Genomic DNA, 15,904 nt, shown 5'->3' with positions numbered 1-15,904 from the left:
GCCCGGTTGCCCCACCCTTTCGCACCCCTCCTAGACTGAACTTCCAGCACAGGTGGCTACACGCTCGAAAGGCGCCCCCGTGTCCATCGGCAACTCCCCTGACGGCAACTCCCCTGAGGACGCTCGTCCGTTCGAAGACGGCCGTGACGACGCCTCCGCGTCGGATCGCCCCTCGATCGGCCGGGCCCTGCGACAGGCGCGGATCGCGGCCGGGCTGACCGTCGACGACGTCAGCAACGCCACCCGGGTCCGTGTCGCCATCGTGCACGCGATCGAAGAGGACAACTTCGCCCCCTGCGGCGGCGACGTCTACGCCCGCGGTCACATCCGCACGCTCGCGCGCGCGGTGCACCTCGACCCGGCCCCTCTGCTGGATCAGTACGCCGCCGAGCACGGCGCACGGCCCGCCCCGACCCCGGCGGCCCCGCTCTTCGAGGCGGAGCGCATCCGGCCCGACCGGCGCTCGCCCAACTGGACCGCGGCCATGGTCGCCGCCATAGTCGTGGTGATCGGCTTCGTCGGATTCACCCTGATCAAGGGGACCGGCAGTTCGGACACCGCCGAAACGCCGGTCGCCAAGGGCCCCACGGCGACCACCGGAAAGTCCGCCTCGCCCACGCCCAAGAGCAGCAAGCCCGCCGAACAGAAGCCCGAGCCGTCCGAGAGCGCCATCGCGGCCGCGCCCCGGGACAAGGTGACGGTCCAGGTGAGCGCCACCGACGGCCGCAGCTGGATCTCCGCCAAGGACCACAACGGCCGAACCCTCTTCGACGGGCTGCTCAAGAAGGGCGACTCGCAGACCTTCCAGGACAAGGAGAAGATCGACCTCGTCCTCGGCGACGCGGGCGCCATCCAGCTCTACGTCAACGGCAAGAAGATCCAGGACGACTTCCGCCCCGGCCAGGTCGAGCGCCTGACCTACACCAAGGGCGACCCCGTCACCGGCTGACGGGCGGCACTCAGCGGGACTCAAGGGGCACGGACACACGGGGTTGGCCAAGATCGGCCAACCCCGTCGACGTGGGCTGTCAGTGGGACGAAGTAGTCTTGAGCCCATGCCTGAACGCCGTACCGTCGCACTCGTCACCCTTGGCTGCGCCCGTAACGAGGTGGACTCGGAGGAGCTCGCAGGCCGTTTGGAGGCGGACGGCTGGCAGCTCGTGGAGGACGCCGAGGACGCGGACGTCGCCGTGGTGAACACCTGCGGCTTCGTCGAGGCCGCCAAGAAGGACTCTGTGGACGCCCTCCTGGAGGCGAACGACCTCAAGGGACACGGCAGAACCCGGGCCGTGGTGGCGGTCGGCTGCATGGCCGAGCGGTACGGCAAGGAGCTGGCCGAGGCCCTTCCGGAGGCCGACGGCGTGCTCGGCTTCGACGACTACGCGGACATCTCCGACCGGCTCCAGACCATCCTGTCCGGCGGCATCCACGCCTCCCACACCCCGCGCGACCGCCGCAAGCTGCTGCCGATCAGCCCCGCGGAGCGGCAGTCGGCGGCCGACGTGGCCCTGCCCGGGCACGGTACCCCGGCGGACCTCCCCGAGGGCGTCGCCCCGGCCTCGGGCCCCAGGGCGCCGCTGCGCCGCCGGCTCGACGGCTCGCCCGTCGCCTCGGTCAAGCTCGCCTCCGGCTGCGACCGGCGCTGCTCCTTCTGCGCCATCCCCTCCTTCCGGGGCTCCTTCATCTCACGCCGCCCGAGCGACGTGCTGAACGAGACCCGCTGGCTGGCCGAACAGGGCGTGAAGGAGATCATGCTGGTCTCCGAGAACAACACCTCCTACGGCAAGGACCTGGGCGACATCCGCCTCCTGGAGTCCCTGCTGCCGGAGCTGGCCGATGTGGACGGCATCGAGCGGGTCCGCGTCAGCTACCTCCAGCCCGCCGAGATGCGCCCGGGCCTGATCGACGTGCTGACCTCGACCCCGAAGGTCGCGCCGTACTTCGACCTGTCCTTCCAGCACTCCGCGCCCGGCGTGCTGCGCGCCATGCGGCGCTTCGGCGACACCGACCGCTTCCTGGAGCTGCTCGACACGATCCGCGGCAAGGCACCCGAGGCGGGCGTGCGCTCCAACTTCATCGTGGGCTTCCCCGGCGAGACCGAGGCCGACCTGGCCGAACTGGAGCGCTTCCTGAACGGCGCCCGGCTGGACGCGATCGGTGTCTTCGGCTACTCCGACGAGGAGGGCACGGAGGCCGCCACGTACGACAACAAGCTCGACGAGGACGTCGTCGCCGAGCGGCTGGCCCACATCTCCCGGCTCGCCGAGGAACTGGTGTCCCAGCGCGCCGAGGAGCGCGTCGGCGAGACCGTCCACGTGCTCGTGGAGTCGGTGGACGAGGACGACGACGAGGCCGCCGCGTACGGCCGAGCCGCGCACCAGGCGCCCGAGACGGACGGCCAGGTGCTGTTCACGAGGGGCGAAGGCCTGAGCGTCGGCCGTATGGTCGAGGCGAAGGTGGTCGGTACGGAAGGTGTCGATCTGGTGGCCGAGCCCCTTGCGGGGGCGCACGGGTGTCCTGAGGAGGCGGGCAGATGACCGGAATCCCAGCCTCCGCGGCGGGTGGCTCCTCCGGTGCGCGTGGAGCGGCGTCCACGCCGGGCGCCTCGGGCGCGACCGGCAGGACCGGGGCCAAGCCGGCCAAAGGGCCCGCCGGTGCCTCGGTCGCCAAGTCCGTCAGCGGCCCGGACGCACCCGGCGGCTCCGGCCCTGCCGACGGGCAGGAGGGCGCACGGTCGGCGCGGGGCGGCAAGCTGACGGCCGCCGCGGTCAATCAGGCCAGCGTCTGGAACGTCGCCAACCTCCTGACGATGCTCCGCCTGCTCCTCGTCCCGGGCTTCGTCGCCCTCATGCTGGCCGACGGCGGCTATGACCCGGCATGGCGCTCGCTCGCCTGGGCGGCCTTCGCCATCGCCATGATCACCGACCTGTTCGACGGCCATCTGGCCCGCACCTACAACCTGGTCACCGACTTCGGGAAGATCGCCGACCCCATCGCCGACAAGGCGATCATGGGTGCGGCGCTGATCTGTCTGTCCGCCCTCGGCGATCTGCCGTGGTGGGTGACGGCCGTCATACTCGGCCGCGAGCTCGGTATCACCCTGCTGCGCTTCCTCGTCATCCGCTACGGGGTGATCCCGGCGAGCCGGGGCGGCAAGCTGAAGACGCTGACGCAGGGCGTGGCGGTCGGCATGTATGTGCTGGCGCTCACAGGTTGGCTGGCGACTCTGAGGTTCTGGGTGATGGCCGTGGCCATCGTGCTGACCGTGCTGACCGGGCTCGACTATGTGAGACAGGCCATTGTGCTGCGCAGGCGCGGCATCGCCGAGCGCCGGGCCGCGGCCGAGGAGGCGGAGCGGTGAATTCCATGGCCGCCGAGCTGCTGCGACTACTCACGGTGAGAGGCGAGACCCTCGCCGTCGCCGAGTCGCTGACCGGTGGCCTGGTGGCCGCGGAGCTCACGGCGGTGCCCGGGGCCTCCGCGGTCTTCCGCGGCTCCGTGACCGCGTACGCCACCGATCTCAAGCGGGACCTGCTCGGTGTGGACGGTACCCTGTTGGATACCCGCGGTGCGGTGGACCCGCAGGTCGCGGGGCAGATGGCGGCCGGCGTGCGCAAGGCGCTGGGCGCCGACTGGGGACTCGCCACGACCGGAGTGGCCGGCCCCGACCCACAGGACGGACAGGCGGTCGGCACGGTCTTCGTGGCCGTCGCCGGGCCCCTCGAAGAGGTTTCCGACGAACTTGGTGGCGAGAAAGTGGCCTCCCTGCGGTTGAACGGCGACCGTGCGGAAATCCGTATGGAGAGTGTACGGAGCGTGCTCGCACTGCTCCTGGAGCAGCTTGCGGGCGAACAGACCGGGAATGAGCGGGCACAGGATACGGAACAGAACGGGGGGACTTGATGTTTGCAGCTTTCAGTGAACACAACAGCGCTCCCCGCACGGCCGCGGCGCAAGGCGGTACGGTGGGGCGAGAAGGATGCGGCTACGCGGTCCGAGGAGGGAGCCACCGATGATTCTGCTCCGTCGCCTGCTGGGTGACGTGCTGCGTCGGCAGCGCCAGCGCCAGGGCCGTACTCTGCGCGAAGTCTCCTCGACCGCCCGAGTCTCGCTCGGCTATCTCTCCGAGGTGGAGCGGGGGCAGAAGGAGGCGTCCTCCGAACTGCTCTCCGCGATCTGCGACGCGCTGGACGTACGGATGTCCGAGCTCATGCGGGAAGTGAGCGACGAGCTCGCGCTCGCCGAGCTGGCACAGTCGGCGGCGGCCACCGAGCCGGTGCCCGCACCGGTGCGTCGCCCGATGCTCAACTCCGTGTCCGTCACCGGTGTCCCACCGGAACGGGTCACGATCAAGGCCCCCGCCGAAGCAGTGGACGTGGTGGCCGCCTGATCCTCACGCGCGGGAGCGGGTGAGGCGGCAAGCTGTATGTACGAGAGCCCCGGCCGGGGCTTCTCCGGGGAGACCTGGAGGGGCCCGGCCGGGGCTCTTGCGCGCTCCCGGCGCCGGCGCGACTCCCGTTTGCCGGGTTCGGGCGGGGCCGTCATGGTGGAGGGGCGGGGGCTCGGGGTCTTACGAACGCTCGCGGAGGATGCCGATGTACGTCGTGAAGAGCCCGCTGCCCGACACGGACCTGAAGACCGTCTCCGGGGCGCTGCAGGGCGCCCTGGTCGACCTGCTGGACCTTTCCCTCGTGGCGAAGCAGATCCACTGGAACATCGTCGGGCCGCGCTTCCGTTCCATCCACCTCCAGCTCGACGAGGTCGTCGACACCGCACGGCGGCACTCCGACACCGTGGCCGAACGGGCCTCCGCGCTCGGCGTCCCGCCGGACGGGCGCGCCGCGACGGTCGCCCAGAGCAGCGGCATCGGCTCCGTGCCCCAGGGCTGGGTCAAGGACACGGACGCGGTGGGAACGCTCGTGTCCGCCCTCGGCGCGGTCATCACGCGGATGCGGGAACGGGTGCAGACGACCGCCGACGCCGACCCGGTGAGCCAGGACATCTTCATCAACGTCACCGCCGAGCTGGAGAAGCACCACTGGATGTTCCAGGCGGAGAACGCGTGAGCGCACAGCGCTCCGGGGCGGCCCGGCCGGGGTGTGCGCGGGGTGCGCCGCGTGCGCCAGATGCCGGGGGCATGCGCTGGGTCCGGTGCGCCTGTGTGCCGCTGGTGCGCCCTCCCTGGCGCTGACGGCCCGGTCTAGGGTCTGGTTCCTCGGGTTGGAGGTGACGGCCATGGCGGGGCGCACGGCGCGCTGGGGGGTTGCGCTGGCGCTGGGTGCGCTGTGGTGGTGGGGGGTGCTCCGACTCGTGCTGGCACCCGACGCAGGGGTGCTGGAAGGTGCGGTCGCCATCGGGGGATGGGGACTGAGTCTGCTGCCGGTGCACTGTGTGCCGAAGGCCAGGGCCGTGGGGGCGGCCGGGTCGGATCAGTGGGCTCGGGCCTGGCGGCGGTGGCAGGCCGTGAGGGGGCGCGGGAGGGGCGCGCAACCAGGGTGAGGGGGCGGGTACGCAGGGGGGAGTGTGCGGGGCCGGTACGACGGCGTCCGGGGGTGCTCAGGGGACTCCTGAGGGCAGCCCGTGACCGGCCCGGCCGCGCCCGCCCCCGGGCCCTGGCGCTGCGGCTGGCACCTGTCATGTCGCTGCGGCTGGTCACCAGGGCATGGCCACGCCGCCGTTCGGGCGGAGGATCTGCCCCGTGACGAAGGACGAGGCGTCGCAGGCCAGGTACAGCACGGCGTGCGCGACGTCCTGCGGTTCGCCGGTCCGGCGCAGTGGTGACAGCCGCGCCATGAACGCCTCCGTGCGCTCCTGCGCCTCCCCGTGCCGGTCGGTCATCGGCGTACGGGTCCAGCCCGGTGCCACGGCGTTGACCCGTATGCCGTGCGGCCCGACCTCGGTCGCCAGGGTCTTCGTCAGCTGCACCACGGCCGCCTTCGCCGCGCTGTAGCAGAGCAGCCCCGGGCCGCCGGTGTCGACGGCGCTCGACGCCATCGTGACGATGCTGCCGCGGGTCCCGTCCGCGATCATCCGGAGCGCCGCCTCCTGGCAGGCGTACAGGACCCCCTTGAAGTTGACGGCCAGTACCCGGTCCAGGTCCTCGTCCCGTGTCTGGAGGACCGGGCCGGTGTGCATGATCCCGGCGACGGCCGCCAGCGCGTCGACGCGCTGGCAGGACGCGACCGCCTGCCTGAGCCGGGCCCGGTCGGTCACGTCCAGGTGGTGGGTGTGCGCCGTGCCGCCCCGGTCCTCGATCAGGGCCGCCGTCTCGCGCAGTCCCGGCGCGTCGCGGTCGGCGCAGTGCACCGTCGCGCCTGCCTCGGCGAGCAGCACGGCCGTGGCCCGGCCGATGCCGCTCGCGGCGCCGGTGACGAAGACGGTGCGTTCGCTGAGGTCGTACGCCGTGACGGACATGACAGCGACGCTACGAGCGTATCTGACGGTCCGTCAATTGGTCGTTCGTCAATTGCCGGTCCGTCAATCGGCTGGGCGCGGGCGGCTGTGGCGGTGGTCCGACGCGCCCGGGGCGGGAGCCGGGCCCCACTGGCAGGCCGGGCACCAGTAGGTGGGCCGCTCCCGGGAGCCGTCGCCCTGTTCCGCCACCTGGACCGGGGAGCCGCAGCGGAGGCAGGGGCGGGGCGCGCGTCCGTAGACGAAGAGGTTCTGTTCGCGCCGTCCGGTGGTGTTTCGCGCCGGGCGGTCGCGATTCGCCTCCAGCAGCTTCTTGGCGAGGGTGGGCAGGTGGGCGGCGTGCTCGGCCGGGAGCTCGCCGACGGGGAGCCACGGGGTCACCCGGAGCAGGAAGCACAGCTCGCTCTTGTAGACATTGCCGATGCCGGCCAGGTTGCGCTGGTCGAGCAGGGCCTCGCCGAGGGGGCGGGCGGGGTCGCGCAGCAGGTTCTCCAGGGCCGTGCCGGGGTCCCAGTCGGGGCCGAGGAGGTCGGGGCCGAGGTGCCCCACGGCGCGGTGCTCGTCGGCGGTGCGCAGCAGTTCCAGGACGGGCAGGCGGTAGCCGACCGCCGTGCGGTCGACGGTGCCGAGGATCGCCCGGATCTGGTGGGCGGGACCGCCGCTCCAGCGCTGTCCCGCCGCGAACACCTTCCACGACCCGTCCATCATCAGGTGCGAGTGCAGCGTGAGGCCGCCCTCGATACGGGTCAGCAGGTGCTTGCCGCGCGGGGTGACGTCCAGGACGGTACGGCCGGTGAGATCGGCCGTCGCGTACCTGGGCACCCGGAGGTCGGAACGGGTCAGCACCTTCCCCGCGAGCGCGCCGTGCAGACGCTTCGCGGCCTGGTGGACGGTGTCACCTTCGGGCATGGCTCAAGAGTGGCACGTCGGGGGCTCAGGCACGGATCCGCAGTCCCCGTGGGGTCGCTATGAAGCCCGCTCCTTCCAGGAGGACGCCGAAGGGGGACGACAGGGCCGAGGCTCCGTTGATCCTTTCCACCGTCACGGTACCGAGGGAACCCGCCCTGGCGGCCGTCCCCAGGGCCTCGGCGGCCATACGCAGACGCTCGTCCTCGGTCGGCCCGGTCTCCGGGGTGGAGGGCCAGGCCAGCACGGTCTTGCCGCCCCGCTCCACGTAGAGCGTCAGCTCGCCGTCGACCAGGACCACCAGCGAACCCGCCTTCCGCCCCGGCTTGTGCCCCGCACCCGTCGGCGGCTCGGGCCAGGGCAGCGCCGCGCCGTACGCGTTCGCGGGGTCGGCGGCGGCCAGGACCACGGCCCGGGCCGGCCCGGACGTGCGCGTGCGGCTCGGCGGGCCCCCTCGTCCGTGCTGCCCGTAGGGCGACCGGGAGGCGGGAGGCCCGGAGGAGAAGCCGGACCCCGAGCGGGGGCCCCCGAAGCCCGCGGCGGACAGCGGGTCCTGGGCGGCCGGGCCCATGTCGAAGGCGTCGGCGAAGTCGATGTCGAACGGGTCCTCGGGGCCGTCGCTGCCCGGGCCTGCGGCGGAGGCGAACGGGTCTGTGGGAGCTCCGGCGAAACCGCTCCCCGCGCCAGGCCCCGCTCCGGCGCCCGGCAGCGGTTCGCCCCGCTCGCGGGCGTTCGCCACCGCGCGCAGCCGGTCCACCGCGCCGTCCATCGCGAACTGTGCCGCGCCCAGTCCCTCGACGACATAACCGCGCCGTGCCTGACCACTCTCCTCGAAGGCGGACAGGACCCGGTACACGGCCGAGAAGCCGCCCTCCACCCCCTCCGCGGCTACCGCCCCCCGGGTCACCACGCCGTGCCGGTCGAGCAGCGTCCGGGCCAGGGCGTGGGCGCGGACGGTGGGGTCGGCCTCGTGTGCGGGCAGCAGGGACCAACGGCCGGCGACGGTCGGCGGACCCGTACGGGACTGGGGCCGGGCGGCGGCCGTCAGTGAGCCGTAGCGCCCGCGTGGAACCGCGCGCTTGGCGCGGTGGGCCGTGGCTCCCGCGGTGCGGCCCGAGCCGAGCAGGGACCGCATCGGCGCCAGCGTGTCGTTCGTGAGCCGCCCGGACCACGCCAGGTCCCAGATCGCGTCGGCCAGTTGAGGCTCGGTGACGTCCGGGTGGGTAGTGGCGCGAACCTGGTCGGCGATCTGCCGGAAGAACAGTCCGTAGCCGCCCGAGAGGGCGTCCAGGATCGACTGGTGCAGGGCGGTCGGCTCCAGGGGGTGCGGGGCGGGCAGCAGCACGGGGGCGGCGTCCGCCAGGTAGAGGGAGATCCAACCGTCCTTGCCGGGCAGCGCGCCCGCGCCCGCCCACACCACCTCCCCGGCGGCCGTGAGTTCGTCCAGCATCGCGGGGGTGTAGTTCGCGACGCGGGACGGCAGGACGAGCTTCTCGAGGGCGGACGCGGGCACGGACGCGCCCTGCAACTGCTCGATGGCGCGCACCAGTCCGTCCACGCCCCGCAGTCCGTGCCCGATGCCGACGTGCTGCCACTGCGGCAGGAACTGCGCCAGGGCCGGCGCCGGCACCGGCTCGAGCTCGTGTCGCAGCGCCGCCAGCGAACGGCGCCGCAACCGGCGCAGTACCGCTGCGTCGCACCACTCCTGGCCGATGCCCGCCGGATGGAACTCGCCCTGGACGATCCGCCCGGATGCCGCCAGTCGTTGCAGCGCGCCCTCGGTGACCGCGACCCCGAGTCCGAACCGCGTGGCCGCCGTCGCCGATGTGAAGGGACCGTGGGTGCGCGCGTACCGGGCGAGGAGGTCGCCGAGCGGGTCCTTGACCGGCTCGGTGAACGCCTCCGGGACGCCGACGGGCAGCGCCGTGCCGAGCGCGTCGCGGAGCCGGCCCGCGTCCTCGACCGCCGCCCAGTGGTCGGCGCCCGCGATCCGGACCTTGATCGCGCGGCGGGCCGCCGCCAGCTCACGGGCCCACTGCGGGTCGGCCCCCCGCGCCACCAGGTCGGCGTCAGTGAGCGGTCCCAGTACCCGCAGCACGTCCGCGACCCCTTCGACGTCCTTGACACGCCGATCCTCGGTGAGCCACTGCAGCTCCCGCTCCAGCTCGGTCAGGACCTCCGCGTCGAGCAGCTCCCGCAGCTCCGCCTGGCCCAGCAGCTCCGCCAGGAGCCGGGAGTCCAGCGACAGCGCCGCGGCCCGCCGCTCGGCGAGCGGAGAGTCCCCCTCGTAGAGGAACTGGGCGACGTACCCGAACAGCAGCGAGCGGGCGAACGGTGACGGCTCGGGGGTGGTCACCTCGACGAGCCGCACCTTGCGGGACTCCAGGTCGCCCATCAGCTCGATCAGGCCCGGGACGTCGAAGACGTCCTGCAGGCATTCGCGTACCGCCTCCAGGACGATCGGGAACGAGCCGAACTCGCTCGCCACCTGCAGCAGTTGGGCCGCGCGCTGGCGCTGCTGCCACAGGGGGGTGCGCCGGCCCGGGTTGCGGCGCGGCAGCAGCAGTGCGCGGGCCGCGCACTCACGGAACCGGGACGCGAACAGCGCCGAGCCGCCGACCTGGTCGGTGACGATCTGGTCGACCTCGCCCTTGTCGAAGGCGACGTCGGCCGCGCCGACGGGCGCCTGCTCGGCGTCGTACTCCGAGCCGGCCCTCATCGGTTCCTGATCCAGCAGGTCCAGGCCCATCAGGTCGGCGTCCGGCAGGCGCAGCACGATGCCGTCGTCGGCGTGCATGACCTGGGCGTCCATGCCGTAGCGCTCGGACAGGCGGGCGCCCAGCGCGAGCGCCCAGGGGGCGTGCACCTGGGCGCCGAAGGGGGAGTGCACCACGACCCGCCAGTCGCCCAGTTCGTCACGGAACCGCTCGACGACGATCGTGCGGTCGTCGGGGACGTGGCCGCAGGCCTCGCGCTGTTCGTCCAGGTACGACAGCACGTTGTCCGCGGCCCAGGCGTCCAGGCCCGCCGCGAGCAGCCTCAGGCGCGCGTCCTCCTTGGGCATCGAGCCCACCTCGCGCAGGAACGCGCCCACCGCGCGACCCAGTTCCAGCGGGCGGCCCAGCTGGTCGCCCTTCCAGAACGGCAGCCTGCCGGGGACGCCGGGCGCGGGGGAGACCAGGACGCGGTCGCGGGTGATGTCCTCGATGCGCCAGGAGCTGGTGCCGAGGGTGAACACGTCCCCGATCCGGGATTCGTAGACCATCTCCTCGTCCAGCTCGCCGACCCGGCCGCCGCCCTTCTTGGGATCGGCACCGGCGAGGAACACCCCGAACAGCCCGCGGTCAGGGATGGTGCCCCCGGAGGTGACGGCGAGCCGCTGGGCGCCGGGGCGGCCGGTGATGGTGCCCGCGACGCGGTCCCACACCACGCGCGGCCGCAGCTCCGCGAAGGCGTCGGAGGGGTAGCGGCCCGCGAGCATGTCCAGCACCGCCGTGAACGCCGACTCCGGCAGCGAGGCGAACGGCGCCGCCCGGCGCACCACCGCTAGGAGGTCGTCGAACTGCCAGGTGTCGAGCGACGTCATCGCGACGAGTTGCTGCGCGAGCACGTCCAGCGGGTTCGCCGGAACCTTCAGCGACTCGATCGCGCCCGTGCGCATCCGTTCGGTGACCACGGCCGCCTGTACGAGGTCGCCGCGGTACTTGGGGAAGACCACGCCGGTGGAGACCGCGCCGACCTGGTGTCCCGCCCGGCCCACCCGCTGCAGTCCGGACGCCACGGACGGCGGCGACTCGACCTGGACGACGAGGTCCACCGCGCCCATGTCGATGCCCAGCTCGAGGCTGGAGGTGGCGACCACCGCCGGCAGCCGGCCCGCCTTCAGGTCCTCCTCGACGAGAGCGCGCTGCTCCTTGGAGACCGACCCGTGGTGGGCGCGCGCGAGGACCGGGGGTGCCCCTTGGGCCGCGCCGGAGCCCCCCATCAGCTGGGCGGGCGCGTGGTGCTCCTCCAGCGTCTCGCCCGTCGCCCTCTCGTAGGCGATCTCGTTCAGCCGGTTGCACAGTCGCTCCGCGAGGCGGCGGGAGTTGGCGAACACGATGGTGGAGCGGTGGGCCTGGACCAGGTCGGCGATGCGCTCCTCGACGTGCGGCCAGATGGACGGGCGCTCCGCGCCCTCGGTGCCGTCGGAGACCGGGGAGCCGCCCAGCTCGCCGAGGTCCTCGACGGGCACGACGACCGAGAGGTCGAACTCCTTGCCCGACTCGGGCTGGACGATCTCCACCTTGCGGCGTGGGGAAAGGAAGCGGGCCACCTCGTCCACCGGGCGCACGGTGGCGGACAGGCCGATGCGGCGCGCGGGCTTCGGCAGCAGCTCGTCGAGCCGCTCGAGGGAGAGCGCCAGGTGCGCGCCCCGCTTGGTGCCCGCGACCGCGTGCACCTCGTCCAGGATGACCGTCTCCACGCCCGTCAGCGCGTCGCGCGTGGACGACGTCAGCATCAGGAACAGCGACTCCGGAGTAGTGATCAGGATGTCCGGCGGACGCGTGGCCAGGGCGCGGCGCTCGGCGGCCGGGGTGTCGCCGGAGCGGATGCCCACCTTCACCTCCGGCTCGGGCAGGCTGAGCCGGACCGACTCCTGGCGGATGCCTGTGAGCGGACTGCGCAGGTTCCTCTCCACGTCGACCGCGAGGGCCTTCAGCGGGGACACGTACAGCACCCGGCAGCGCTTCCTGGGGTCGGCCGGCGGTGGGGTGGCCGCCAGCCGGTCCAGCGCGGCGAGGAAGGCGGCCAGTGTCTTGCCGGAGCCGGTCGGGGCCACCACGAGCACGTCCGAGCCCGCGGCGATGGCACGCCACGCCCCGGCCTGGGCCGCGGTGGGCGCGGAGAACGCCCCCGTGAACCAGGCGCGGGTCGCGGGTGAGAAGCCGTCGAGGGCCGGGTGTGCGGAGCTGACCATGCGTCCATCCTGCACCCGCCCACTGACAATGCCCGTGACCTGCGAAGACATACGGCAAGCCGACCCGCCCGGGGCAGGGCGGCCATCGTGGGCGAGGGCGACCGGCCGTGCGGAAGGGGCCGTGGCAGGTCGGTTCGGGCCCGATGACGGCCAGGATGCCGGAGGTGACGGGCTCGTTCGGCCGCCGGCCGGCCGGTCCGTGTGCCCGGGGGCGGCACGCGGGCGTGGGGCCGCCCTCCGTCAGCCGATGGACCGTCCGTACGCCCTGAGGGTGAGCAGCGCGTCGATGGTCACCATGGGGCGGGCCTCCAGGGCGGTGCCCGGAGCCCACTGGCGCCACCGGACCGGCCAGCCGCCGTCCTCCTGCTGCTCGGCCGAGAGGAAGTCCAGGGCGCGCGCCATCTCCTCGTCGGTGAACCACGCGCGGGCGAGGGAGTCCGGGGTATGCGCGAAGTCGTACGGGAAGTGGTGCTCGCCCGGTGCGTACCCGGAGGCGACCGGATACTCCCCCGGACGGTCCGGGTCGAGGACCGCGAGCCGCTGTTCGCGCACCAGGCGGCCCAGGCGGTGGGCCGCGGCCTCGGCGCGCGGGCGGTCGGGCGCCGAGTCCAGGAACGCCACGGCCGCCTCGACCTCGTAGGGATGCGACTTGTCCAGGGACTCGACCGCCTGCCAGCAGAAGTCGGTGGCCCGGAACATCCACGCGTGCCACACCTCGTTGCGGTGCAGCAGGCCCACCACCGGGCCCGTGGCGAGCAGATCGCTCGGCGGGTTGTCGGTGATGGGCACGAAGGGGGCGACCGGGTAGCCGCGCTGCACGGGATGCACCGCCGGAAGGGCGCCGTCCGGTGTCGACACGGCGGTCAGATAGCGGCACACGCGCTCCACCCGCTGCCCGCCGCAACGGCCGATCGAGTCCAGCACCCGCAGGGCGTGGGCGGTGTGCAGGGGCTGGCTGACCGGGCCGCGCAGGTCGGGTTCGAGGGCGTGACCGTACCCCTCGTCCTCGTTGCGGTAGGCGGCCAGCGCGGTCTCCACGGGGTCGGCGCCGCCGCCCAGGAAGTGGTACGCGAAACGGCGCTGCTCCAGCACGCGCGCGGTGAGCCACACGAAGTGCTCGGCGCGGGAGAGCGGGGTGCGCGCCGAGGGCGCGGGAAGGAGTGGGGATGCTCCGGTTTCGGCCATGGGTCAGACCGTAGGACGGAAAGCGTTCTCGGCAAGCCGTCCCGGCCCGGCCCCACTCTCAGGGGCGGGATACTGGTGTCATGCGGTTGACGGTTTTCTGGCAGCGGATGGCGGATCACTTCGGTGAGGCCTACGCCGACACCTTCGCGCGCGACCACGTGATGGCGGAACTCGGCGGGCGCACCGTGCACCAGGCGCTGGAAGCCGGCTGGGAGGCCAAGGACGTGTGGCGCGCCGTGTGCACGGCCGTGGACGTTCCGCGGGAGAAGCGCTGAAGAAGCGCCGAGATCCACAGGGGTCCCCGGATGCCGCCGGTGTGGGCGAGACTTGCTCCGTGGCCCCGACAGACGAGACCGCACAGGTCCCCCAGCAGGCATCACCGCTCGGAACGACACCGCCCCCGCCGCCCCCGTCGGACGGCGGCGCCGCGCCGGGCGCCCGTATGCCGCGCTGGCTGCCGCGCGCCATGGTGCTCGCCCTCGCGCTCGTCGCCGTCTTCCAACTGGGCAGCTGGGCGTTCCACCAGCTCATCGGCCTGCTGATCAACATCCTGATCGCGTTCTTCCTGGCGCTCGCCATCGAGCCCGCGGTCAGCTGGATGGCCGCCCACGGCATGCGCCGGGGGCTGGCCACCTTCCTTGTGTTCCTCGGCCTGGCGATCGCCGTCGCCGGGTTCGTCACGCTCCTCGGCTCGATGCTCGCCGGCCAGATCATCAAGATGGTCGAGGGCTTCCCGGGCTACCTCGACTCGGTGATCAACTGGATCAACACCACGTTCCATACGCATGTCAGACGCGTGGACGTGCAGGACAGCCTGGTCCACTCCGACTGGCTCAGAAAGTACGTCCAGAACGGCGCCACCGGTGTCCTGGACGTCTCCGCCCAGGTCCTGGGCGGCCTCTTCCAGCTGCTGACGATCGGCCTGTTCTCGTTCTACTTCGCCGCCGACGGGCCCAGGCTGCGGCGCGCGCTGTGCTCGGTGCTGCCGCCCGCCCGGCAGGCCGAGGTGCTGCGCGCCTGGGAGATCGCCGTCGACAAGACGGGCGGCTACCTCTACTCGCGCGGCCTGATGGCGCTGATCTCCGGCGTCGCGCACTACGTCCTGCTGCAGGCGCTGAGCATTCCGTACGCACCCGTGCTCGCTGTCTGGGTCGGCCTGGTCTCCCAGTTCATCCCCACCATCGGCACCTATCTCGCGGGTGCCCTGCCGATGCTGATCGCCTTCACCGTGGCCCCCTGGTACGCGCTGTGGGTGCTGATCTTCGTCGTGGTCTACCAGCAGTTCGAGAACTACATGCTGCAGCCCAAGCTGACCGCGCGGTCCGTGGACATCCACCCCGCGGTCGCCTTCGGGTCCGTCATAGCGGGCACCGCCCTCCTCGGCGCGGTGGGCGCGCTGATCGCCATCCCCGCGGTCGCCACGCTGCAGGCCTTCCTGGGGGCGTACGTGAAGCGGTACGACGTCACCGACGACCCCCGCGTCCACGGGCACCGCACGCGCGGCTCGGGCGGTCTCACGACGCGCGTGCGGCGGCTGTTCGCGCGCTGAGGGCACCCGCTCACCAGGAGAGGGCCGCCCAGATCCCCGCGCCGAGCACGGCGGCCGCGTAGCCGCCGACCGCCGCGTACACGACCCGCTGCCTGGTGGCCTCGCGCCAGGACGTGCGGGACAGCAGCCAGGCCAGCGCGGGCAGCACCAGCACGGCGTGCAGGCTGACCCCGTGCAGCGGCTTGAGCGGCGCCGTGGAGTGGTACGCCGCCTGCTGGTGCCCGGCGCGGGACAGCACGGTCCCGCGTGCGATCATCGCGGCGCCCGAGAGCAGCGCGACGATCAGGATCGCGAACCCGGAGCGCAGCGCGAGCGCCATGCCGAGGGGGCCGCTCGGCCGGTGCCGGAAAGCGGCGGCGGCGAACGTCGAGAGCACGACGACGAGGACGGCGCCGCCCAGCGCGAGCGTCATCGCCACCGCCGTGTCGAAGGGGGTCTCGGTGTTGAGGTGCGAGGGCACGCGCCGCCACGCCTGGAGGGTGATCCCGGCGACCTCCCCGACGCAGTCGGCGGCGAACACGGCGAGCAGCACCGCGCGGAGCCGCGCCCCGACGCGGAGGTACGACGTCACCCAGGTGACCGCGATCAGCGTCAGCCCGAAGGACAGCCCGAACGTGAAGGGCTTGCGCCAGGAGACGGGACCGTCCCAGGGGCCGCCGTCGACGAGGAACACCACCAGGTGCGCCAGACCGGAGAGAACCAGGAAGGCGCCGGTCGCATGGCACAGCCGCTCCACGGGGCGCATGCCGGTTCCGCGCGTCAGAGCGCTCCTCTCGTTTTTCATGCGCCAAGGCTCCCGGGAGCGGCCTCGGCCCGTCGTCCTCCGGCCGAAGGCACCCGCCGTACCCCGCGGGGAGTAGCCCGGCACCGGGCCGCTGTCAGCGCGCGACCGT

At 72.9% G+C, this 15,904-nt stretch carries 13 protein-coding genes; 8 read left to right on the top strand and 5 right to left on the bottom strand.

Annotated features, from left to right (window positions below; all coding sequences use genetic code 11):
• The first annotated feature begins 79 nt into the window (after nt 1-79).
• From ACIRC0_RS07755 to ACIRC0_RS07730, 6 genes are all read left to right on the top strand, one after another.
• On the top strand, nt 80-949 hold the full coding sequence (locus ACIRC0_RS07755) for a helix-turn-helix domain-containing protein (RefSeq protein WP_403612590.1): 870 nt from the start codon (nt 80-82) through the stop codon (nt 947-949).
• Between the two features lie 106 nt (nt 950-1,055).
• Entirely contained in the window at nt 1,056-2,537 is a 1,482-nt protein-coding gene (rimO, locus tag ACIRC0_RS07750; RefSeq protein ID WP_403612588.1) for a 30S ribosomal protein S12 methylthiotransferase RimO, read from the top strand.
• A complete protein-coding gene (gene pgsA, locus ACIRC0_RS07745; RefSeq protein ID WP_403612585.1) occupies nt 2,534-3,361 on the top strand; it encodes a CDP-diacylglycerol--glycerol-3-phosphate 3-phosphatidyltransferase in 828 nt (275 codons plus the stop codon). Before rimO ends, pgsA begins: the two co-directional genes overlap by 4 nt.
• Nucleotides 3,358-3,903: a CinA family protein gene (locus ACIRC0_RS07740; protein WP_403612583.1), complete on the top strand. Its 546-nt coding sequence runs from the start codon at nt 3,358-3,360 to the stop codon at nt 3,901-3,903. The genes pgsA and ACIRC0_RS07740 overlap by 4 nt, the downstream gene beginning before the upstream one ends.
• Nucleotides 3,904-4,012: 109 nt before the next feature.
• Complete coding sequence (locus tag ACIRC0_RS07735; RefSeq protein WP_103845022.1) at nt 4,013-4,390, top strand: helix-turn-helix domain-containing protein; 378 nt, start codon at nt 4,013-4,015, stop codon at nt 4,388-4,390.
• Between the two features lie 205 nt (nt 4,391-4,595).
• The gene (locus ACIRC0_RS07730; protein WP_403612579.1) at nt 4,596-5,066 is read left to right on the top strand and encodes a Dps family protein; all 471 of its coding nucleotides are present in this window, start codon (nt 4,596-4,598) and stop codon (nt 5,064-5,066) included.
• Nucleotides 5,067-5,652: 586 nt separating this feature from the next.
• Here the strand turns inward: ACIRC0_RS07730 and ACIRC0_RS07725 are convergent.
• From ACIRC0_RS07725 to ACIRC0_RS07710, 4 genes are all read right to left on the bottom strand, one after another.
• Entirely contained in the window at nt 5,653-6,414 is a 762-nt protein-coding gene (locus ACIRC0_RS07725) for an SDR family NAD(P)-dependent oxidoreductase (protein ID WP_403612576.1), read from the bottom strand.
• Nucleotides 6,415-6,477: 63 nt separating this feature from the next.
• A complete protein-coding gene (locus ACIRC0_RS07720) occupies nt 6,478-7,320 on the bottom strand; it encodes an Fpg/Nei family DNA glycosylase (protein WP_403612574.1) in 843 nt (280 codons plus the stop codon).
• Nucleotides 7,321-7,345: 25 nt separating this feature from the next.
• The gene (locus ACIRC0_RS07715) at nt 7,346-12,277 is read right to left on the bottom strand and encodes an ATP-dependent helicase (protein ID WP_403612572.1); all 4,932 of its coding nucleotides are present in this window, start codon (nt 12,275-12,277) and stop codon (nt 7,346-7,348) included.
• Between the two features lie 240 nt (nt 12,278-12,517).
• Nucleotides 12,518-13,462: a hypothetical protein gene (locus ACIRC0_RS07710; RefSeq protein ID WP_403612569.1), complete on the bottom strand. Its 945-nt coding sequence runs from the start codon at nt 13,460-13,462 to the stop codon at nt 12,518-12,520.
• An 80-nt stretch (nt 13,463-13,542) separates the two neighbouring features.
• Here ACIRC0_RS07710 and ACIRC0_RS07705 point away from each other — a divergent pair, with 80 nt between their 5' ends.
• Both ACIRC0_RS07705 and ACIRC0_RS07700 read left to right on the top strand, forming a co-directional pair.
• A complete protein-coding gene (locus ACIRC0_RS07705) occupies nt 13,543-13,737 on the top strand; it encodes a DUF3046 domain-containing protein (RefSeq protein WP_366029482.1) in 195 nt (64 codons plus the stop codon).
• 59 nt (nt 13,738-13,796) lie between these two features.
• Complete coding sequence (locus ACIRC0_RS07700; RefSeq protein WP_403612566.1) at nt 13,797-15,011, top strand: AI-2E family transporter; 1,215 nt, start codon at nt 13,797-13,799, stop codon at nt 15,009-15,011.
• A 10-nt stretch (nt 15,012-15,021) separates the two neighbouring features.
• On the opposite strand, the gene ACIRC0_RS07695 is transcribed toward ACIRC0_RS07700, so the two are convergent.
• On the bottom strand, nt 15,022-15,795 hold the full coding sequence (locus ACIRC0_RS07695) for a hypothetical protein (RefSeq protein WP_403612564.1): 774 nt from the start codon (nt 15,793-15,795) through the stop codon (nt 15,022-15,024).
• Nucleotides 15,796-15,904 lie beyond the last annotated feature (109 nt).

The sequence above is a fragment of the Streptomyces sp. NPDC093984 genome, from assembly GCF_044764595.1.
Classification (GTDB): domain Bacteria; phylum Actinomycetota; class Actinomycetes; order Streptomycetales; family Streptomycetaceae; genus Streptomyces; species Streptomyces cynarae.
Note: the sequence above shows the minus strand (reverse complement) of the source record. Positions and strands in the feature narration are given on the sequence as shown.